Below are 20,423 nucleotides of genomic sequence, written 5' to 3'. Positions count from 1 at the left end.
CGCGATGGAACTCACATGGTTTACCTACTGCCTTTTCTTACCGTCTGCATTTGGGGTGGAAATACTATTATCAATAAGATGGCTTCAGAGGCAATCGAGCCCAGTGCAATGAGCTTTTATCGTTGGCTATTGGCCGTATTGGTTCTAACACCTTTCTGTTTGCCTACCGTCATTAAGCAATGGCAAGTCATTAAACCTTACTTATCCAAACTTGGCTGTTTGGCGTTGCTGGGGATGGTGTTGAACCAGTCTCTCGGTTACTACGCCGGCTTAACGACCAGTGCCTCCAACATGGCATTAATTACCTCTTTGGTACCACTGCTAAGTGTATTCATGAGCAGGCCCATCTTAGGTAAGCCAATCACATTCAATAGCATTGTGGGTGGGATCATCGCACTATTTGGGTTGGCCTTTATGCTTGGCAGAGGGGATATTACCTTCTTCTTACATAGCAGCATCGCTGTCGGCGACGGCATCATGGTCATCACTTCTGTTTGCTACGCCGCTTACTGCGTCCTACTCAAACGCTGGAAAATGCCGCTCTCTAACTGGACCTTAGTTTATACCCAAGGGCTACTGGCTGTGATAATGCTTGTACCGTTGTGGTTGTCCAGCGAGCAACTGGCACCGACATCTCCATCCTTACCACTTATTGCGTATGCTGGCCTTGCGGCTTCCGTGGCCGCGCCTTGGATGTGGGTAAAAGCGATTGATTTGATCGGCGCAGACTCAAGCGCCATGTTTATGAACCTAATACCAGTGGTCGCCATTACCCTTGCTGCACTTCTACTCGGTGAGACGATCCATAGCTTCCACCTTATTGGCGGCGCGATGGTGATCAGCGGTGTCGTTTTGTCACAGGTTAAATTGGCTAAAAAGCCGCTTCCGCCTGTCCAGAGCTTCGAACAAATTTAGCGAATATACTCAGTTACAAGTCACATGAGCAAAACAGCCCTGAACCAATCAGGGCTGTCTTGATCCGGTTAGTTCACAACTTCGATATCGGTTTCTGGTACGCAGCAGCACGCCAGTACTACGCCCATATTACGTTCATGTTCTTGCAAAGCTGGTACGTCTGGCTGGTGCACTTTTCCTGATTCGACCGTCACTTTACAGGCTCCACATAGCCCCGCTCGGCAACTATTGGCGATGGGCGCCCCGGCATCTTCCGCTTGATCCAGCAAGGTTTTCTGGTTATCGCCAGTAAAGAGATGACCATTCACGCTAATCGTTACTTGCTTAAGCGGCTGCTGGCTGATAGTACCAACACCAAATGCTTCTTGGTGATAACAATCCTCAGGCAGCCCTTTTTTAAGCAGCAAATTCTTCGCTTTTTGCATGAATCCATCCGGCCCGCAAACAAACACTTGGCGCTGCTCTACATCTCGGATCTGTTTGATATGTGCGAGCGATAAGCGCCCTTTCAGACCAAACCAATCCAGCGGTGCCTGAGACAACGATATTAAGACAGTCAGGCCATCATGCTTACGCTTCAATGCATCCAGTTCTTCCTTACACGGGATGTCTTCCACACTTCGACATTGGTGATAAAACACCACATCTTGAATTTGGTCGTGATCAGACAAATAACGGAGCATCGACATCATTGGCGTGACACCACTCCCCGCCGACAGAAGCAGTAACGGTTTCTCGAGGCGCTCATCTAGGTGGAAGCTGCCATCAGGTTGTTCACAGCTAAGCGTACTGCCTACTTTTAGGTTATCCACCAGCCAATTCGACACGCGACCACCATCAATTCGCTTCACCGATATCGCCAAACGCCCCGGACGAGAAGGACTGGAGGATAAGGTATAACGACGCCCTACCGTTTCGCCGTTCATTTCAATCGTAATGGGCAAGTGCTGACCTGGGAGATAGTTTGGTGTATCACCGTGCTGAGGCTCTAGCCAAAAGGTAACAAAGTCGCGTGCAATTTCTTCGCGTTCCACACATGTCATGACCAGCTTTTCTGGCGAGTTATCTGGGTAGGATTCTTTCTCTTTACGCTCCAACACTTCGACGACATCACCTTGACGGATCATACCCTCGTTTCTAGCCACAAGGTTATGCCCAAAAAACACGCCGCCACGTTCATTGGCTCGGAATTGCGACAAGGTATTCAGTGGCTCTTTGCTGGTGCGGAAAGCGCCTTTCTCAACGTCTACTGTTGTCATCACACAACGTTCACAAGGTTTCACCGCCTCAAATTCAACTTCACCAATACGAATACGCTTCCAGCCATCTTCGCCAAACGGCTCTGTACCAGACACCACCAAATTGGTTCTAAACTGATCCATTGAGTGTTTTTCTGGGCTGCGACGATTCAGCTCTTCCAACGAAGCTTCGCTGATGACGAGTAACGGGTAACCATCCGCAAAGCTTACATTGTGTCCTAGCTTTTCTCGTACACGGTTAGACTGCTCACCACAATAAAGAAGCTCGACTCGTTGCCCTAATACTTCGCTGAACCAATCATCGGCTTCATCAGTTGTTGTGTAGGCAGTGAAAGAGTCTTTCCACACTTGCGCGGGTGCTTCCTGCATTTTGAAATCGTGATAACGAATACGTAGCGGTGTTTTCCCCTGTGCACTAAAAATCAATCCATCCGCAGTCAGACTAGAGTTAACCGTCACCATTTGCGGGTATTTTCTGGCGGTTACCATCGAGCCATCGGCAAGAGCCAACATAAATCGGCGGTCAAAAGTAAGCCCTTGCTTTTCAACCCAAGCAGACGACAGCGCAATACCGCCGACCGATTTAACAGGAAAGACATTGATTTGAGAGAGAGTGGGTGCTGACATTACTAATCCTAAGTATTCGTTATTGTGGTCTTATTATACGCAAATCACTTTTGTTGTCTTGAACCAGCGAATACTGCGACCACAATAAGAGCGCTGTTCCACTTTTGATAACTCTCTCGGTAAATAGCAGAAATTCATAAACTTTCTGCTTTAATAAAAAGAACGTTGAATCAAAACTCGTGAGTGGATCGTCATCAACATGACATGGTTCACCGCCATACTACGATCAAGTTGTAAGGAGAACCCCATGAATAAACTCGTCATGATACTGCTATGTATCTTTTTGCCCCCTGTCGCGGTATTTATCGACCGTGGCCTCGGCAAAGATTTCATTATCAACCTTATTTTAACGTTGATTTTCTTCCTGCCTGGCAGTATTCACGCGCTATGGTTGACCATGAAATAACCTCGCCGTTCACCCGCTCGTTTCCCCCCACTACATGTGTGCTTGGAAAAAAGGGGTGAAATAGCGCTCGCTTTGCTCTATCATCCTGTCGCCTAAGCGTAAGCGTTTGCTTTAACAGTTATCGCTTTGTTTAGGCTCCAATCAGACAACTCAAATTATGGTGGGAGCAATAATGACAACACTTACGATTACACGTCCTGACGACTGGCATGTTCATCTTCGCGACGGTGACGTTTTAAAGGATACGGTGCGTGATATTAGCCGCTACAACGGACGAGCGCTTATCATGCCGAACACAATCCCACCTGTAACGACTACGGAAATGGCGCTGGCATACCGCGAGCGTATCATGGCAGAGAAGCCTTCAGAGCAATTTGAGCCACTCATGGCGCTTTACCTGACAGACAACACCACACCAGATGAAATTCGCAAAGCGAAAGCGTCTGGCAAAGTCGTGGCAGCGAAGCTTTACCCAGCGGGTGCAACCACTAACTCAGATTCAGGTGTTACTTCAGCGAAAAACATTTACCACGTATTGGAAGCGATGCAAGAAGTCGACATGCTGCTACTGGTACACGGCGAAGTCACCACGCACGATGTGGATATTTTTGACCGCGAGAAAGAATTCCTAGATAACGTACTCGCGCCAATCGTTAACGACTTCCCAAACCTGAAAATTGTGTTAGAGCACATCACAACTGCAGATGCGGCGAACTTCGTTAAAAACGCAAACGACAACGTGGCTGCAACCATCACCGCTCACCACTTGCTTTACAACCGCAACCACATGTTGGTTGGCGGTATCAAGCCTCACTTCTACTGCCTACCGATTCTTAAGCGCAACACCCACCAAAAAGCGCTGATTGAAGCGGCAACGAGCGGTAGCAAAAAGTTCTTCCTTGGTACAGATTCTGCGCCACACGCAAAAGGCATGAAAGAAGCCGCTTGTGGTTGTGCTGGCTCTTACACTGCGCATGCTGCCTTAGAACTGTATGCAGAAGTATTTGAGCTAGAAGGCAAGCTAGAGAACCTAGAAGCATTTGCCAGCCATAATGGCCCTGACTTCTATGGCGTTCCTCGTAACTCAGATACCGTCACGCTAAGCAAAGAAGAATGGACAGTGGCAGAAAGCATGCCATTTGGTAACGATATTGTCGTCCCTATCCGCGCGGGCGAAACCATCGGCTGGACAGTTAAGTAATATCGGCTTTCACACCGTTCTGTAGATTTAATAAAAAACCGCCAACTGGCGGTTTTTTTATTACTTAAATTCACTCAGGAAACGAGATACCCAAGTAATTTCGCCAAACGCGATAAGGTCATAGATAGTAAAAAAGATGGCACAAATTGCGGCCAGCTTTAGCAGTCGGTAAACAATGAACATGCGTGTTCCAGATAATTGAAGCGTTGCCATTATAAATAAAGCCGCATTATGCGGCTTTAGAACAGAAACTTAAATGGTAAGAATGAGTAAACTGAAACGTTCAACGTGCATACTCATCAAAGCTCACAAACATGTAAGCAGTTGCTGGGGTGCTTAAACGCATAGTGATATTCTTTCCAATAAATCTAATCATTTGCTGTTGTAATCGCTCAACTTTATCCAATGACTACCGACACAACTGGCAGTTGTCTTTAAAGATGCAACCGTAAAAGTGCAGAAGAAAATATAAAAGTTGTCAAAAGGGTTGCGATAACTTTGAAGAACGATTGATTTTGTTTGGTTGTCTAGGAGAAAAAACTTATGGATAAAGATGCTACATTAAGCCTCATTCTGATCTTCTTACCTATATTTATAATCATTTTTAGCATCATACGAGGCAAAAAGAACAAAAAGGCTTTTGAAAAGAAACTAGCCGATTCCAATAGTGAGACTGAGCGCGCTTGTGCCAAAATTGCTCGCCTTGAAGAAGATCGAAACAGTTTGAGAAAGAAATATGGTCCTATTTTAGATATTGAAGGTCATGCCGCGAAGTTGCTAGATGATGCAAAGAAAGACGCAAAATCTAGACGTAATGAAGCCGACAAATACGCTGCATCTAAACAAGAGCAATCTGTCAAATTACTTGCAGAAGCCCAGGCTGAAGCTGACAAAATACGTCAAGAAGCAAAAAGCCTTAGATCAGAAGCATCGCAGCAAGTACGAAATTCAAAAGAAAAAGCCGACGCCATTAAGAATGAGGCTCGAGAGGAAGCTGAAAAAGTTGTCAGTTTTGCTGAAGCTCAAGCTAAACAAATTGCAGGTGATGCTTACGAGGCAAAAGCAAAGGCTGATTCTTATGATAAAGCTATCCGTGCGATGAGAAACACCATTGAAGGCTACAAGGATGCGTACATTATTCCAAATCATTCTGTATTAGACGATCTAGCCGAGGAGTTTGGCCACAAAGAAGCAGGTGAAGAACTCAAAGCAGCGAGAAAACGAGTTCGAGAGATGATTAAAGATGGCCATGCGGGAGCATGTGATTATGCAGAGGTAAATCGTAAAACCTATGCGATTCACTTTGCTGTTGATGCCTTTAACGGAAAAGTAGATAGCGCGCTGTCAAAAGTTAAGCATGATAATTACGGAAAAATTAAGCAAGAGATTATCGATGCATTTGCTCTCGTCAACCACAACGGTGCTCCTTTTAGAAATGCGCGTATCAACCAAGAATACCTAGTCGCTAGACTTAATGAGCTTAAGTGGGCAGTGGCTGCTTTTGAACTCAAAAAGATAGAAAGAGAAGAGCAAGCTGAAATTAAAGCTCAAATTAGAGAAGAAGAGCGTGCTATTCGTGAGATGGAAAAAGCTCGTAAAGAAGCGGAGAAAGAAGAGCGTATGCTTCAAAAGGCTCTTGAAAAAGCTCGCTCTGAACTTGCGGCTGCTAATGATGAGCAAAGAGCTCAATACGAATCTCAATTATCTGAGCTTGAAGGAAAACTCAAAGAGGCAGAAGAAAAGGGACAACGAGCACTTTCGATGGCACAACAAACTAGAAGAGGTCATGTTTACGTTATTAGTAACGTAGGTAGCTTCGGTGAAGAAGTCTTCAAAATTGGTATGACCCGCAGACTTGAACCAATGGATCGAGTCAAAGAACTGGGAGACGCTTCAGTCCCGTTCTCGTTTGATGTCCACGCAATGATTTACAGCGAAGACGCGCCTGCACTGGAAAAAGAGCTTCACAAACGATTCGATTTGGATTCTGTTAATAAAGTAAACCCACGTAAAGAGTTCTTTAGAACGTCAGTCGCGGAAATTAAACAAGCGGTTGAGCACCATGGGGTTACAGATATTCATTGGACTCTTAAAGCAGAAGCTGCGGAGTATCGTGAAAGCCTTGCAATAGCAAATGAACAGCAAGCGGAACATGTGGCTTAGGTAGACTAATTCAGGTCGAGCGAAAGTCTATTTTATATATAAAAAGGCCGCTATAAGCGGCCTTAATAATTTGATTTTCTTACTTAAAAGATAAGAATCCGATACTAGTGAACAGGCGTATCTGTCTTGGCGTAAAATTTACCGAAATGCGCTTCAAGCACTTCTGGCGTCAGCTTGCCTTCGGCTTCCAACTTTTTAAGTTCAGCAGCAATCGCTTTCTGCTCTTCCAGTGAAGGAAGTGCCACTTCAGGCTCATCACCCATTTCTTGTGACATTAGCTCAAGTTCTTTTTCGAAATCACTCATGATCCCACTTACCTTTTCAATACAAAAACTGGGGTCAAGTTTACCTACTTAACCCCAGTTATTCTAGTTTCTGTAAGAAGATTACAGTTTGAAGCCGCCGACTAAGCTATCCAAACGCTTCGACAACGCTTTAAGATCCGCGCTCGCCTGTGCCAGCTCTTCTGCTGTTCCTGTCGTCACTTCGTTGATTGCGTTGATCTCTTCAATGTTCTGGTTAATGGTGTGAACCACGGTCGATTGCTCTTCAGTCGCCGTAGCCACTTGGGTATTACGATCCGAAATATCGTGGATACGCTCTGAGATACTGATCAACACTTGAACCGCTTCATCCGATGATGACACCCCTTCACCCGTCACAGCTTTACCTGCTTGCATTGCAGTAACGGCATCTTGCGCATCACTTTGCAGCTGGTTAATCATCTTCTGGATTTCTTCTGTCGAATCTGCCGTGCGACTTGCTAGGTTACGAACCTCATCAGCAACTACAGCAAAACCACGACCTTGTTCGCCCGCACGTGCTGCTTCAATCGCGGCGTTCAATGCTAACAAGTTAGTTTGCTCAGAAATATCGCGGATAACGTCTAGAATAGAGCCGATCTCTTGCGTGGTTGAAGCTAATTGTTCTACCACCATGCTGGTATTTTCAATGTCCATCGACAAGCGGCTGATCGCGTCTTTGGCTTTGTTCACCACGTCTTGACCCTCTTGGGTATTGTCTGACGCTTGTGTCGCCGTTTCTGCTGCTGTAGCCGCGTTAGAGGCAATTTCGCTGATGGTCGCACCCATTTGGTTGATAGCCGCTACAACCTGAATGGTCTGGTCGCGCTGCATTTGGCTGTTATCGTGAGTAGTATTGGATTTTACCGAAACCCCATCCGCTGCCGACTGCAATGCATGGCTAGTCGAAGCCACCTCTTTCATTGACTGGTGAATCTTCTCAATAAATCCGTTGAAACCTTCTGAAAGCTGACCGATTTCATCGCTGCTCTTCACCTCAATACGCTGAGACAAGTCACCATCGCCTTTGCCTAAGTCGCTAAAGCGCTCTGCGATCGCGCGAATAGGGCGGGCAATACTGTTGGCTAAGAACACCCCCATTAGGATAAACAATCCAGCAACGACAATCGTAGTGATCATCATCTGCTTGGCAACATGGTTGAGATCAGCAAACACCTCGTCCACTGGCACAACACCGACAACAAACCAGTCCATAGAAGGGACATGAGTGGTCGCGACAAATACGCGCTGGCCCTGATAGTCTGATTCAATCAAATTGAAGCCAGATTTGTTCAGCAACTGTGAAGACTGTGAGCCAAACAGATTCGATAGTGTCGATTTGGCTTCGCTACGGTCACGGTGAATCTGCACTTGACCTTTTTCGTCTGCTAAGAATACAAAGCCTGTCTTTTCGATCTTAAAACTGTTGAGTAAAGAGACCATATCATTCATCGATTTAGACAAGCCAGACATCGTATGTCCGTTCAAGTTTTGGTAGTTGGTGAACATTTTCACTTCACCATTGGCTTCCTGAAAAATACTCACTGAGGTTGTCTTACCAGATTGAGTAAAACCAAAGAACCATCCATCTTGCTGGTGATTCAACTGGCGCAAGAAACCATCTTGGTTCCAGTAGTATGCCGTGTTGCGGTTAGCGACGGAGGCATCGTTCAGGTTGTACTGCTGGCGTACATTGTTTAACTCTTTTACCAGCAGGGCTTCATCGGCAGGATCAACAAGCGTGGTGTTCACCGCTTGCTGAACAAATTCGTTTTTGGCAACTTGCTCTGCGGCGGACAATAGTTGGATAACTTCATGATCAATTTGATCGCTAACCTGATCGAGCATAGAAGGAAGTTCGATATCAATGAGACGATGCTCAAGTACACCCCGAGCCTGGTTCTGAGCAAGAACACCGACAATGACTGTCGATGCAAGCACAGCAAAAGTAATGCCCGCGACAACCTTTTGCTTAATTGTGATGGAATTAAGTTTCATAAATTCATCTGCCTTTTTGAAGCGATAATGTGAACGACCTCTTGCAGCAACACACTGACAACTTATTCGCGAGACCGAGTCTTTAGGCTCTTTATATCGACCTCTAAAATCATTCCTTTACGCTTTTGAATGCAAAAATTTTGAGCCCAAACTGACGCAAACGTTTTAATTTCGAGGGCTTTGCGCGTAACGCTTTGGAATTAAACAAATAGTCCCCATATCTTAACAAGTAAAAAAATGAGTGATGTTTTTGCCTTTGATGTCACTTTTTGACTCTTTTTTGTCCACTTATTTAGATATGGGCAATTAACGAGGAACTTTTTGGTTTCGATAACCACTAAGTGGAAAAATCAGGAGAATGAATTCGATGCAGTCAGAAGCGTTACAGCAACTACGAGATTACTTAAACGGCCAGGTGATTGGGCAAAGCGAGTTAGTCAATCAGCTTTTGGTGGCCTTGTTGGCCGATGGGCATATTTTGGTAGAAGGTCCACCGGGGCTGGCAAAAACGCGAGCAGTAAAATCACTGGCTGATTGTATTGAAGGCGACTTTCACCGTATTCAGTTTACCCCTGACCTGTTACCCGCAGATTTAACGGGCACGGATATCTTCCGCCCAGAAACCGGAGAGTTTACCTTTCAGGCAGGACCGATTTTTAACTCGCTGATATTAGCGGACGAGATCAACCGCGCCCCAGCGAAAGTGCAGGCCGCCATGTTAGAAGCGATGGCAGAGAAGCAGATCACTGCAGGACGAAAAACATACGCATTACCTAAGCTGTTTTTGGTCATGGCAACGCAAAACCCGATTGAGCAAGAAGGTACCTATCCGTTACCAGAAGCTCAACTTGACCGATTTTTATTGCATCTGGATGTCGATTACCCTGATGCAGAAAGCGAACTTGAGATTTTGCGCCTGAACCGTGGTGAGGCCAAAGGCGATACGACTCAAACCCCGCCTGTCATTAGCCAAGACGATATTTTTGCCGCGCGCCAAGAAGTGTTAAACACCCATATGGCAGAGGGCGTAGAGCAATACATTATTCGCCTCGTAATGACGACACGCCAACCACTTAAGTACGACGATACGTTAAACAATTGGATTGAAATGGGTGTCAGCCCTCGTGCGACGATCGCATTAGACCGCTGTGCACGCGCTCATGCTTGGTTAAATGGCCGAGATTTTGTGTCACCTGAAGATGTGCAGCAAATGGCCTTTCCGGTGCTTCGTCATCGTCTGTTACTGAGCTATCAGGCGCAAGCTGAAGGTATCCACCCGAACCAAGTGATCAGCAAACTGCTTTCTCTGGTTGGTAGTGCGTAAGGTGCCCGCAATGGAAAATGCACTTCCTCCAAACAGTGATGGTGTCAATCTCACTCTAGATGAATTGCTGTACTACAAACAGCAATGCGTAAAGTGGCTACCGCCTGCCAAGAGCTTATGGTCACAGATGCTTGGTCAGCACCAAAGCCGCCAGCTTGGCAGAGGCATGGATTTTAGTGAAGTGCGCCAATACCAAGCGGGTGACGATATACGAGCGATTGACTGGCGGGTCACGGCTCGCACAGGCAAACCTCACACCAAGCTTTTTAGTGAAGAAAGAGAGAAACCTATCGTGCTTTACCTCGATTTGAGTAAGAGCATGATGTTTGGTTCTCAGCTCATGCTGAAATCGGTATTGATGGCGCACATGGCCAGCTTGATTACGTGGCTGAGTGTTGCTCAACAAGACCGAGTGGGTGCGGTTATCGAATCGGGCAATCAAGTTATTGAATTGAAGCCTACCGCGCGTAACAAGGGCGCACTGGCGATTGCACAAGGGCTAGTGACGCAACATAACCAGCAACTGACACAACTATCAAATAGCCATGGTTCAATGAGCCGTGGACTGCATACACTCGCGAGAATGTGCCCGAAAGGGAGTGAAATCGTGCTGCTGAGCGACTTTATTCGCTTAGACGAAGAGGCCCATCTGCTACTGAGACGACTCGGCCAGCACAACCGAGTTCGATTGGTTCAGATCATCGACCCTCTTGAGAAAGGTATCACTAACTACCGTGGCACAGAACAAGTTTCCGATAAAAACGCCACTCGCTGGTTAGATTTTTCTTCTCGTAAAACACGCGAGGGTATAGAGTCCGCGTTTTCTCAGCAGCAGCAACAACTGATCACGTTGGCTCATAGCTTAGGTATGAGTTTTTCAACGCTCTCAAGCGATGTTGCGCTTTCTCAACAGTTACACGGATTTTAATCAATGAGCAACGAGACTCAAACGTCATCACTTCCCCTTCAGCCAATGCATTTACCTGAGCCTCCAAGTTGGCTTCCGCTTTCATGGGGATGGTGGGCGTCAATAGCCGCAATTTTAGTTCTGATACTCGCGACATGGTTTGTCATACGCAGGAGCAAAAAGCATCAAGCTCCTAAAAAGACGGCGCTGCGCCTTCTTGATAACTGCACTCGACCTTCCGAAGCCATCGAGCTACTGCGCCAAGCCGCGTTTTGCTACTATCCAAGAACCGACATCGCGCAGCTCACTGGCAACGAATGGTATGAGTTTCTCGACTCGCAAATAGACTCACCTCGTTTTGTCGCGAATCAAGCCTTATGGCAACACGCTTTATATTCAAAAGAACCGATCGAAAAGTCAGACGAATTAGTTCAACACTGCATCGATTGGGTTGAGAAGGCGTTGCCTCCAAAGAAAAGGAGAAACTGACTTGGCAAGTTTTGAGCTAGTCTGGTGGTGGAGTCTCCTTCTACTTCCACTGCCACTTTTGGTTTACTTTTTGCTGCCTGCCGCCAAGCAGGCAACCCCGATTTACCTGCCTTATATTCCCAAGGCAGACTCTGCCCAGACACCTAAAAACGGTTTTACACGCTTGATCGCCGCGATCATTTGGATCGCACTGGTATTCGCGGTAGCCAGACCAGTCTGGTACGGCGAACCTGTCACGACACAACCTAAACACCGCGATCTTATGTTAGTGCTGGACCTGTCTTACTCAATGAGTAAAGAGGACATGAATGACGGCAGTGACTACATCGATCGCCTGTCCGCAGTCAAGAAAGTCGTTAGTGATTTCGCCAAGCAGCGAGAGGGTGACCGACTGGGCTTAGTTTTGTTTGCCGATCACGCATACTTGCAAACCCCTCTGACATTGGATCGCGAGACGATCTCTAATCAAGTCGACCAACTGGTTCTTCGCTTGATTGGTGAAAGAACAGCAATTGGCGAAGGGATTGGCCTCGCGACGAAGACATTCATCGATAGCGATGCCCCGCAGCGCGTGATGATTCTTCTCAGCGATGGCAGCAATACATCTGGCGTGCTTGACCCAATTGAAGCCGCCAAAATCGCGAAAAAGTATAACGCGACCATTTACACCATTGGTGTCGGCGCAGGCGAAATGGTGGTCAAAGAGTTCTTTATGAGCCGAAAAGTCAACACGGCTCAAGATTTGGATGAAAGAACGCTGATGGAGATCGCCAATATTACGGGTGGGCAGTACTTCAGGGCGCGTAACGCCGATGAACTGGCGACCATTTATGACACCATCAACAGCTTAGAACCCATCTCACAAGCGACACAAACCTGGCGACCGCAAACAGAATGGTTTCCTGCGCCACTTTCTGTCGCTTTTATTGGCTTTGTTATCTTAATGCTCATGAGGAGGAATCATGTCTGAATTTACTTTCCTCTATCCATTGTGGTTAACCGCCCTCATTCCATGGGCGATATTGATTATTTGGCTCAGTAAACGCCAGCGCAGCCAAACTCTGATTGCGCCTCACTTAGCAAAAGCGATGGGCTTACAAGGCAATCATTCTGGTTCTCACTTGACAACCTTTGCTGGCATCAGCGGTGTGCTTGCCATTCTAGCGCTGTCTGGCCCCAGCTTTTCCTCTCAGGAAAGGCCAAGTTTCACCAACACCAGTACACGAGTGATTGTGATGGATATGTCGATGTCCATGTACGCCACCGACATCAAGCCTAATCGGCTGACTCAAGCGCGCTATAAAGTCACCGACTTATTAAATAGCTGGAACGAAGGTGACACGGGTTTAGTGGCTTACGCTGGCGATGCTTATATTGTGAGCCCGCTGACGAGCGATACATCGACGATTGTTAACCTAGTACCGAACCTTTCCCCAGATATTATGCCCTACCCTGGCGCGAATGCCGCGAAGGGCGTTGAGCTTGCAGTCCAAATGATGCAAAACACAGGGGCTGGCACTGGCAATATCGTGCTGGTTACCGACGATCTTGATGACACCGAATTGGCAGACGTCAGATCACTTCTTTCAGGAAGTAACTGGCAACTCAGCCTGCTTGGTATAGGCTCTCGCTCTGGTGCCCCTATTCAGCTTGCAGATGGCACCCTACTGACCATGGATAATGGCCAGCGTGTGGTGGCTAAATCTAACTTTAGCAATATGCAAAGCTTGGCGAGCGCAGTGAATGGTCAGTTCATTCCGGTGCAGCTAACTAACAATGATATTAAGCAAATCGTAAAATTAACCTCGCAAGTCGACGATGCCCGTTCAGCGAGCAACAATCAAAAAGTCGCCAATAGGGTCAATCAAGGATATTGGCTCCTTCCTTTGCTGCTCATCCCTGCTCTATTTATGTTCCGCAAAGGCGTGCTGTTTAGTGGCGTTTTGGCGATATTTCTGCCTTTTACCGCGCCATCTCCAGCTCATGCAAACCCTTGGCTAAACGCGGATCAACAAGCCAAGCAGCACTATGACGCAAAGGAGTACGACAAAGCCGCAGCGCTTTTTTCAAACTCAGAATGGAAAGGCATTGCACAATATCAGGCGGGTGACTACCAAGAAGCGATTGAGTCGTTGAAAGGCAGCACAAGCCCGAATGGGCGTTACAACTTGGCCAACGCGTATGCCCAAGCTGGCGACCTTGAACGCGCGATTGAGTTGTACGAAGACGTTTTAAAACGCGAACCAGACAATGAAGACGCTAAGAAAAACCTTGAGTTGGTCAAAGCAGCACAGCAACAGCAACAGCAACAGCAACAGCAACAGCAACAGCAACAGCAACAGCAACAGCAACAGCAACAGCAACAGCAACAGCAACAGCAACAGCAACAGCAACAGCAAGGCGATTCTGATCAGTCTGGCGACCAAAAGCAAAGTGAAAATGGAGAACAATCTTCATCACCGCAAAATAGCCAAAACCAGAATCAATCGAATAGCACAGAGCAAAACCAAAGCGAGTCAAATGAGCGCGCTGACAACGCTGAAAAGGAAAGCCGTCAAAATGACAAAAATGATCCTGATAACAGCGAAGAGCAGCAAACTAACGCTCAAGCACACAAGTCTGAACAGGCAGAAAACAGCGAACAAACACCAGCGTTGGATGCCGAAAAACAAGACAATCAACAGCAAATCGACCCCGAGTTAAGAAAACTTGAGCAGGTGGAAAGCGCTCGTGATCCTAGTAGGTTGCTTCGCGCACAACTTTTCCTTCAGGCACAACAAAAACAACCGCCTCAACAAACAGGTAAGAAATGGTGATGATGAAACATATCAAGTTCTATTTTGTCGGCTTACTCGCTGTATTGAGCCTTATCGCGAGCCCTGTTTCTTTAGCCGCTAACATTCAAGTCACGGTTAACAAAACCAAAGTGGTTAAAAATGAGGTGTTCCAACTGAGAGTGGTGGTTGACGAAAAAGTCTCGTCTGATGACATTGATTTCTCACCGCTAGAGAAAGATTTCTACCTAGGCAGACCAAGCTTTGGTACATCGATCAACATTATCAACGGCTCTCATAGCTCTCGCAGTGAATGGAATCTCTCCCTAGCAGCACAACGAATCGGGGTAGCAAAAATTCCTGCTTTCACAGTCGCAGGTGCAACCTCACAGCCTATCGCTATCCAAGTCACCGTCGATAGAGATGAACCAAACGTCGGCGATTTAATTGAGGTACAAAGCTCACTCGACAGAAATGAACTGTACCCCAATGAAAGCGCGCTGCTAAAAACGCGCTTAATCATCAAAGCCGATCCAAGACGCTTGCAAAATGCCAACGTTATTCAGCCAAAATCCGATGGACTAACATTAGCTGCTCTGGGGGAAGCTAAGCAGTATCAAAGCGTACTGAATGGTATGGAAGTGACGGTGCTTGAGCAAAATTACCGCATCACCGCAGACCAGCCAGGTGAGTACTCACTTAGCGGCATTGGCTTTTCTGGCAGTGTTGTATACGGCAACAATCGCTCTGGTAGCACACGACTTATCGACGCATCAACCAAAGCCAAACAATTTGAGCTTACGGTCAATCCAATCCCGGATGGCTATCAAGCTAACTGGTTGCCTGCAGCAAATTTAACTCTGGCTCAACGATGGATAGATGCTGACGGTCAAACCATCTCATCCGATACCTATCCAATCAAAGTAGGTGAATCTATCACACGCGAGATCACCTTAGATATCGAAGGCATTACTGCGGAGCGCTTCCCTAATATTGCGGTTAACTACCCTGATTCACTGCGTGTGTATCAAGAAAAGCCTCAATTTGAAGAAGTTGAACAAGGCATAACCAGAATGACGTTGACTCAAGTTTTGATCCCGCAGCAACAAGGCGAGATTGAGTTAAACGACGTTTCCATCAATTGGTGGAACAGTACCAGCAAACAACAAGAAAGTGACAATATTAAAGGGTTAACACTCTCTGTTTCGCCAGGTGACAGTATCAATATGGGTGAAGCCGCCATCGTCGACGACACCCCCACAAAAGTTGAAACTGTGATCGTAAAAGATTCTGGCATTTGGCCTTATCTCACCGCTCTTTTCTCTGTGCTTTGGCTTGTTACATTAGCGCTATGGTTCAAAGCTCAACGTACTCAAACCGTAGAGAAACGAAGTAAGCCAATGAATTTGAGCAATAAAAATCACCTAATTGATGCTTTGAAACGAGAAGGTTTGGTTCACACGAACTACTATTCTAAAGAGTGGCTAAAAGAAGTCTCGCACCGGGACAAGGATTTAGTCGCAGCGTTTCAAAAGGAATTGGAAGCTATGAATCGACATCACTACTCTGCAAGCGGTAAAAAATGGGATAGTCAAAAGATGCTTAAGCTCATTGCTCAACTAGAAAAAAGCGCCGAGCAATCCTCTAGTCCTGCAATAAAACTTCCAGATCTTTAAAGAACGGTTGTAATTTGAGAGACTTTTACCTATTCGTCGGAAAAATAATAGAAAGGAGGGCTGATGTCGGCTGTTGAAAAGTTCGAGCAAGATCGCCAATACATAATCCTCTATTTTGACGGTTCTAAAATGGCTCAGTTTGAGGTGAATGCCAGTAACCGAGAAGAAGCCATTGAAGCCTTCAAAGCACAAGGTATTTCAGTGAAAGACATTTTTTCCATTACCCCTTGAGCACCCATTGGCTATATTAGCAAACGTAAAGAGGCACCCGATATTGGTGCCTCTTTCACTGCGTTAAACATTCAATCACTGCGTATTCTCTAGCAGCTCTGCCTGCCCAACCACACAGTTGCGCCCTTGTTCCTTAGCTTGATACAGTGCTTTATCAGCCAGCGTATAGAGGCTATCAAAATCGAAGTCGTTTTGGGTTAGCTCTTTTACCACATAACCAACCGAGGCGGTCAAATACGTACTGCTAGGGTTCAGCTTATGCAGAATATGTTCGTCCTCAATGCAACGTCGCACACTTTCCGCCAGCTCAGCAACTCGCTTTTCATTTTGGTTAGAAACTAAGAGCGCGAACTCTTCTCCGCCTATGCGACAAAATACTTCACTTTCAGACTGAGTGTGATGCTGCAAAATATTACCGACTCGCATCAATGCAATGTCACCCTGCATATGACCATAGTGATTGTTGTACAAGCCAAAATGGTCAATATCGACCAAGATCAAACCATAGTAACTGCGTTCCGTAGAGGTGGGTAAGCACATCGACTCAAGAACCGTTTCGAACATACGGCGATTGCCAAGCCGAGTGAGAGGATCCATCTTCGCCATGATCTCCAGCCTTTCATTCGCCTGTTGCAGCTCGTGAGTTCTAATTTTCACTTCTCGTTCAAGATTTTCATTGAGCTCATGTATCGCTTCTTGTGCTTTTACGCGCAGCAGTACCTCGGTCAGGTTCGAAGCAAACATGCGAATCACTTCTCTGAGTTGGTGTGTTAATGGTGAACGCCTGAGTAAGTTGTCTGCGGCAATAAACGCGACGGGATCGCCATTGTTATCCACCAGCAAAGTCATGGCTGTCCAACCAAAACCGACAATTTTGTAATCGTGGTAGATAGGGACTGATTCTTCAAATACCACATCATTCGGACTGACTCTTGCCGCATTGACGATGGAACGATCGACTGTTTCTGAGTAGTAGTAAGACTCATCCACCACATTGCCTTTAATATCCGTGCCCCAAGTACCCTGCATGTAAGAACACTGTTTATCGGTGAGGAAAACGGCAAACCGATCGATACCTAGCCTTGAGATGGCAAAGGTGACCGCAGATTTACATACTTCACTGACTGTCATACAGCGTGATAGCTCTACCATACTGGCGTGCAGCATACGCACGTTTTGCTCTTGCCGTTTCCGGATATAAATTTGAGACAACAAAGAACTGAAAGACTCCAGCATTTGTCTTTGATACGAGGTGATAGGATTTCGGTTGATGTAATTGTCTAACGCGAGCCAGCCGATAACCTCTTTATCATCGCGTAAGATGAGCATGCCATTCCACCCCTGCCCAACGACAGTCCCTGCCGTATAAAGGGGTGCATCCTCATTAATAATCAGGTTATCTTTCCCCTCAAAGAGCGCATCGATATAAAATTCTTCAAGCAGGTGCAAGTCATATTGGGTGTGGTGTTCGCTGACGGTTTCGCCCTGCTCGTTGGTTCCATATGTACCGCTAAAACAGCGTTTTTTAATATCTAATAACATAAATGCAGCGCGGTCAAAACCCAGTTTTTCTCTGACCGATTCCACCGTCATACGATAAAAATCATCCAGATCTTTGGGGTTGGCAATTTCAACCGCCGTTTGCTGAATCACTTTCATGTGATCAATAAAAAGCTCACGTTGCTTTATCACATCCAGGTATTTGGCTTCTTTAATGTCTCGCTGCTTGAACTGATTGGATGCTTCAAACTCTGCTCGAACACATTGCCATCGCGCCGCGAAAATTTGTAACGTCTCTAACTCATTGCTTTGGTTTGCTGTACTGACTTTTTCAGCGCTGACACTTTCGATCACCATATAAGTGCGCATGTCGGGACGATTATCCAACATAAACACATGGCTTTCTTCTGCCAACGCTTCAGTGCCGTCCCAGTGGCTGCTGCTCATTATCATAGGTATAAGGCCATCAGAAGTATCAAACTGTGCAACCCAACTCCAAAAAGAATCTGGATAAAGGTTTAAAGGGGTCGGTTCGCCTTTTTGATACAAGAATTCACCACTAAGACGACTCTTTGGCTCGTGGAAAATGCATATGCGGTCTGTTTGGAGCTGCTCTTCCACGTATTCGAATAATAGGTGAGATAGAAGCCGCTGATTCCTGGCGGCTAAAATTTTTTTAAGAAACTTTCGAGAGTACATCAGCCTAGCCCAAAGCAAATTTATTATCTTTTTTCGATGAAAAAAGTAACAGTAAGTCTTTGACAAGCAAATATGATTCGATGTCCTATGTTAACCCGCTCGCAAACAGCCTGAAATGAGTTTCCCAGTTATGATAGCGCAAGCAGTTTTATGATCTTATTTCCAAAGCTTGCATTGACAACAATTGGAATCTAGCATTGCGTTCACATTAACCTGACGACGCCAACTCGGCGTCGTTTTTGTTCGCTAAAATTAAGCGACTCTCGAACCTAAACTAACGATGGAGACAATTCTGTGAAGAGTAAGCTGACTCTGCTGCTCCTTGCTTTTCTGAGCATGTCAACTTGGGCCGATGTCGATCTGATCAAAGTCGATAAGTCCAAACGCAGGATGTATCTAATCGATGGGAATGAGGTAATAAGAGAATTTCGAATTGCTTTGGGTAAGCAGCCTAAAGGCCATAAAACAACAGAAGGCGATCAACGAACGCCGGAAGGGCTCTATTTTCTCGACTTTATACTGGAAGACTCTAAATACTATCGCTCAGTACACATCAGTTACCCTAACGCTCAAGATCTAGAGAATGCACGCCGATTTAACCTCAACCCAGGCGGCAACATTAAAATTCATGGACTTAAAAACGGTGAAACCAAGTCAGCTTCGTATATCCAAAGCTTCGATTGGACAAATGGCTGTATCGCGTTAACCAACCAAGAAATGGACGAGTTCATCGAGCTGGTCGAACTTGGTACACCGATTGAGATTTATTGGTAAGACACGTTAGCTACGAATTATCTCGTGTTACCCACCAGCACATTAACGAACCGATTGTCACCATTACAACGCCTTCAAGGAAGCTTTGAGTCAGGGAAAGTCCCAGTATAAATGACGACAGAATTGTTGAAAGCACTGGGGTAAAATACGAAAGTGTGGCTAAAAGCACCATGTTTCCACCTAAAATAGCAAAGTTCCACAAAGCATAACCGCTGCCCATCGCCACACCTGAAATTAGCAGTAGCCCGCTCGCTTCCCAGGTGAGTGTCATACCCGTTTCGTTGCTAAGCGCATACTTAATCCAAAGCGTCACGGCCGTCATTATAAAGAACAGCGTAATGCCATTTTGCCCATCTGAGATGCGTTTGGTTAAGTTGCAATAGATAGCCCAAAGAAACGCGCCCACAAATGCCATCGCATAGGTTGTTGGGTTTGTCGCAACATTAGCGGCGATCTGCGCAAGGGATAAACTTTGATCCCCCGTAATACTCCAGGCCACGCCCAAAAACGCGATAACAATACTTGGGTAGACTAAAAAATTGGTTTTCTTGTTACTCACGATAACCGCGAGTAGTACAGTTAATGCCGGCCATAAGTAGTTGATCACCAGCATTTCTATTGCCTGTTGCCGAGAGTTCGCCATCCCCAACGCTAACGCCAAGCAGATCTCGTAGGCAACAAATAACCCACCGCAAATGACTACGTACCTAGGCGGGTAGTTTTTTACTTTAGGAACTCCCATTACGAGAACCAAAAACACCGAAGCAACCGTATAAATAGACGCTGCACCGCCAACAGGGCCCAGTAATTCCGTGACATTACGAGCAAAGCCCATAACCCCACTCCAGAGCAGAATGGCTATCACGCCACAAATCGTAAACTTATGTTGGCTCACTTTTTACCTTCACATCTTTGATAAATCAGTACTTTAAGTACTCTTATACCAATCACAGTAAGTAAATGGTCAGAAATAGCGTAGGAAAAATGCTTGAGAACAAGGCAAAATTTTTCGATAAGTAGTTATTCTACAATCAAAAATTTTAACGCAGTTATCGAGTATTTTAACAAGCTAGAATGAGCAGTTATTTATTACGATTGGTATTACTATGCCGCACATTTGCTCAAGTGAAAAAAAAGCCGGACTTTAATCAGCCCGGCTTAACACAGGAAGCCGTTTA

The 20,423-nt window shown here is 46.0% G+C and carries 18 protein-coding genes; 12 read left to right on the top strand and 6 right to left on the bottom strand.

All coding sequences use genetic code 11. The annotated features are described in order from the left end of the window. Window positions 1-15 precede the first annotated feature (15 nt). Complete coding sequence (locus VNE01S_RS15475; protein ID WP_053395818.1) at window positions 16-915, top strand: DMT family transporter; 900 nt, start codon at window positions 16-18, stop codon at window positions 913-915. Window positions 916-983: 68 nt separating this feature from the next. Here VNE01S_RS15475 and VNE01S_RS15470 read toward each other — a convergent pair whose 3' ends face one another. Further along, the gene (locus VNE01S_RS15470; protein ID WP_053395819.1) at window positions 984-2,801 is read right to left on the bottom strand and encodes a hybrid-cluster NAD(P)-dependent oxidoreductase; all 1,818 of its coding nucleotides are present in this window, start codon (window positions 2,799-2,801) and stop codon (window positions 984-986) included. Window positions 2,802-3,048: 247 nt separating this feature from the next. Here VNE01S_RS15470 and VNE01S_RS18930 point away from each other — a divergent pair, with 247 nt between their 5' ends. Both VNE01S_RS18930 and pyrC read left to right on the top strand, forming a co-directional pair. After that, complete coding sequence (locus VNE01S_RS18930; protein ID WP_082331697.1) at window positions 3,049-3,207, top strand: YqaE/Pmp3 family membrane protein; 159 nt, start codon at window positions 3,049-3,051, stop codon at window positions 3,205-3,207. A 172-nt stretch (window positions 3,208-3,379) separates the two neighbouring features. Further along, window positions 3,380-4,408, top strand: a complete 1,029-nt coding sequence (pyrC, locus tag VNE01S_RS15465) for a dihydroorotase (protein WP_053395820.1) — start codon at window positions 3,380-3,382, stop codon at window positions 4,406-4,408. 60 nt (window positions 4,409-4,468) lie between these two features. On the opposite strand, the gene VNE01S_RS19730 is transcribed toward pyrC, so the two are convergent. Next, window positions 4,469-4,591, bottom strand: coding sequence for a hypothetical protein (locus VNE01S_RS19730; protein WP_281178107.1), 123 nt, complete (start codon window positions 4,589-4,591; stop codon window positions 4,469-4,471). Window positions 4,592-4,951: 360 nt separating this feature from the next. Between VNE01S_RS19730 and VNE01S_RS15460 the strand changes: the two genes are divergently transcribed. Then, window positions 4,952-6,571 carry an SNIPE associated domain-containing protein gene (locus VNE01S_RS15460; RefSeq protein WP_053395821.1) on the top strand — a complete coding sequence of 540 codons (1,620 nt, stop codon included), beginning with the start codon at window positions 4,952-4,954 and terminating at the stop codon, window positions 6,569-6,571. A gap of 104 nt (window positions 6,572-6,675) precedes the next feature. Here the strand turns inward: VNE01S_RS15460 and VNE01S_RS15455 are convergent, their stop codons facing one another. Beyond that, window positions 6,676-6,876, bottom strand: a complete 201-nt coding sequence (locus VNE01S_RS15455; protein WP_053395822.1) for a restriction endonuclease subunit S domain-containing protein — start codon at window positions 6,874-6,876, stop codon at window positions 6,676-6,678. Between the two features lie 81 nt (window positions 6,877-6,957). Then, complete coding sequence (locus VNE01S_RS15450) at window positions 6,958-8,871, bottom strand: methyl-accepting chemotaxis protein (RefSeq protein WP_053395823.1); 1,914 nt, start codon at window positions 8,869-8,871, stop codon at window positions 6,958-6,960. 367 nt (window positions 8,872-9,238) lie between these two features. Between VNE01S_RS15450 and VNE01S_RS15445 the strand changes: the two genes are divergently transcribed. The 7 genes from VNE01S_RS15445 to VNE01S_RS19480 all read left to right on the top strand — a co-directional run bounded on the left by VNE01S_RS15445 (window position 9,239) and on the right by VNE01S_RS19480 (window position 16,272). Further along, window positions 9,239-10,195, top strand: a complete 957-nt coding sequence (locus tag VNE01S_RS15445) for an AAA family ATPase (RefSeq protein ID WP_053395824.1) — start codon at window positions 9,239-9,241, stop codon at window positions 10,193-10,195. Window positions 10,196-10,205: 10 nt separating this feature from the next. After that, window positions 10,206-11,123: a DUF58 domain-containing protein gene (locus tag VNE01S_RS15440; protein ID WP_053395825.1), complete on the top strand. Its 918-nt coding sequence runs from the start codon at window positions 10,206-10,208 to the stop codon at window positions 11,121-11,123. A gap of 3 nt (window positions 11,124-11,126) precedes the next feature. Beyond that, window positions 11,127-11,591, top strand: a complete 465-nt coding sequence (locus VNE01S_RS15435) for a DUF4381 domain-containing protein (RefSeq protein WP_053395826.1) — start codon at window positions 11,127-11,129, stop codon at window positions 11,589-11,591. Between the two features lies 1 nt (window position 11,592). Beyond that, window positions 11,593-12,561: a vWA domain-containing protein gene (locus VNE01S_RS15430; protein ID WP_053395827.1), complete on the top strand. Its 969-nt coding sequence runs from the start codon at window positions 11,593-11,595 to the stop codon at window positions 12,559-12,561. Beyond that, the gene (locus VNE01S_RS15425; protein WP_061781653.1) at window positions 12,554-14,407 is read left to right on the top strand and encodes a vWA domain-containing protein; all 1,854 of its coding nucleotides are present in this window, start codon (window positions 12,554-12,556) and stop codon (window positions 14,405-14,407) included. The genes VNE01S_RS15430 and VNE01S_RS15425 overlap by 8 nt, the downstream gene beginning before the upstream one ends. After that, complete coding sequence (locus VNE01S_RS15420) at window positions 14,407-16,041, top strand: BatD family protein (RefSeq protein ID WP_053395829.1); 1,635 nt, start codon at window positions 14,407-14,409, stop codon at window positions 16,039-16,041. Before VNE01S_RS15425 ends, VNE01S_RS15420 begins: the two co-directional genes overlap by 1 nt. Window positions 16,042-16,104: 63 nt before the next feature. Then, window positions 16,105-16,272, top strand: coding sequence for a hypothetical protein (locus VNE01S_RS19480; RefSeq protein ID WP_169773947.1), 168 nt, complete (start codon window positions 16,105-16,107; stop codon window positions 16,270-16,272). 75 nt (window positions 16,273-16,347) lie between these two features. On the opposite strand, the gene VNE01S_RS15415 is transcribed toward VNE01S_RS19480, so the two are convergent. After that, window positions 16,348-18,471, bottom strand: coding sequence for a sensor domain-containing diguanylate cyclase (locus VNE01S_RS15415; protein WP_053395830.1), 2,124 nt, complete (start codon window positions 18,469-18,471; stop codon window positions 16,348-16,350). Window positions 18,472-18,807: 336 nt separating this feature from the next. Here VNE01S_RS15415 and VNE01S_RS15410 point away from each other — a divergent pair, with 336 nt between their 5' ends. After that, a complete protein-coding gene (locus tag VNE01S_RS15410) occupies window positions 18,808-19,245 on the top strand; it encodes a L,D-transpeptidase family protein (RefSeq protein WP_053396134.1) in 438 nt (145 codons plus the stop codon). 10 nt (window positions 19,246-19,255) lie between these two features. Here the strand turns inward: VNE01S_RS15410 and yddG are convergent, their stop codons facing one another. Then, a complete protein-coding gene (gene yddG, locus VNE01S_RS15405) occupies window positions 19,256-20,140 on the bottom strand; it encodes an aromatic amino acid DMT transporter YddG (protein WP_082331698.1) in 885 nt (294 codons plus the stop codon). Window positions 20,141-20,423 lie beyond the last annotated feature (283 nt).

The sequence above is a fragment of the Vibrio nereis NBRC 15637 genome, assembly GCF_001591105.1.
Lineage (GTDB): Bacteria > Pseudomonadota > Gammaproteobacteria > Enterobacterales > Vibrionaceae > Vibrio > Vibrio nereis.
This window is presented reverse-complemented; position numbering and strand designations above follow the sequence as displayed.

What these genes read in the sequence shown, in the direction of transcription:
- VNE01S_RS15455 (WP_053395822.1), bottom strand. Translation starts at nt 6,876, where the DNA reads ATGAGTGATTTCGAAAAAGAACTTGAGCTAATGTCACAAGAAATGGGT.
- VNE01S_RS15450 (WP_053395823.1), bottom strand. Translation starts at nt 8,871, where the DNA reads ATGAAACTTAATTCCATCACAATTAAGCAAAAGGTTGTCGCGGGCATT.
- VNE01S_RS15475 (WP_053395818.1), top strand. Translation starts at nt 16, where the DNA reads ATGGTTTACCTACTGCCTTTTCTTACCGTCTGCATTTGGGGTGGAAAT.
- VNE01S_RS19480 (WP_169773947.1), top strand. Translation starts at nt 16,105, where the DNA reads ATGTCGGCTGTTGAAAAGTTCGAGCAAGATCGCCAATACATAATCCTC.
- VNE01S_RS15420 (WP_053395829.1), top strand. Translation starts at nt 14,407, where the DNA reads ATGATGAAACATATCAAGTTCTATTTTGTCGGCTTACTCGCTGTATTG.
- VNE01S_RS15440 (WP_053395825.1), top strand. Translation starts at nt 10,206, where the DNA reads ATGGAAAATGCACTTCCTCCAAACAGTGATGGTGTCAATCTCACTCTA.
- VNE01S_RS15410 (WP_053396134.1), top strand. Translation starts at nt 18,808, where the DNA reads ATGTCAACTTGGGCCGATGTCGATCTGATCAAAGTCGATAAGTCCAAA.
- VNE01S_RS15435 (WP_053395826.1), top strand. Translation starts at nt 11,127, where the DNA reads ATGAGCAACGAGACTCAAACGTCATCACTTCCCCTTCAGCCAATGCAT.
- VNE01S_RS15445 (WP_053395824.1), top strand. Translation starts at nt 9,239, where the DNA reads ATGCAGTCAGAAGCGTTACAGCAACTACGAGATTACTTAAACGGCCAG.
- pyrC (WP_053395820.1), top strand. Translation starts at nt 3,380, where the DNA reads ATGACAACACTTACGATTACACGTCCTGACGACTGGCATGTTCATCTT.
- VNE01S_RS15460 (WP_053395821.1), top strand. Translation starts at nt 4,952, where the DNA reads ATGGATAAAGATGCTACATTAAGCCTCATTCTGATCTTCTTACCTATA.
- VNE01S_RS15415 (WP_053395830.1), bottom strand. Translation starts at nt 18,471, where the DNA reads ATGTACTCTCGAAAGTTTCTTAAAAAAATTTTAGCCGCCAGGAATCAG.
- VNE01S_RS15470 (WP_053395819.1), bottom strand. Translation starts at nt 2,801, where the DNA reads ATGTCAGCACCCACTCTCTCTCAAATCAATGTCTTTCCTGTTAAATCG.
- VNE01S_RS18930 (WP_082331697.1), top strand. Translation starts at nt 3,049, where the DNA reads ATGAATAAACTCGTCATGATACTGCTATGTATCTTTTTGCCCCCTGTC.
- VNE01S_RS19730 (WP_281178107.1), bottom strand. Translation starts at nt 4,591, where the DNA reads ATGTTCATTGTTTACCGACTGCTAAAGCTGGCCGCAATTTGTGCCATC.
- VNE01S_RS15425 (WP_061781653.1), top strand. Translation starts at nt 12,554, where the DNA reads ATGTCTGAATTTACTTTCCTCTATCCATTGTGGTTAACCGCCCTCATT.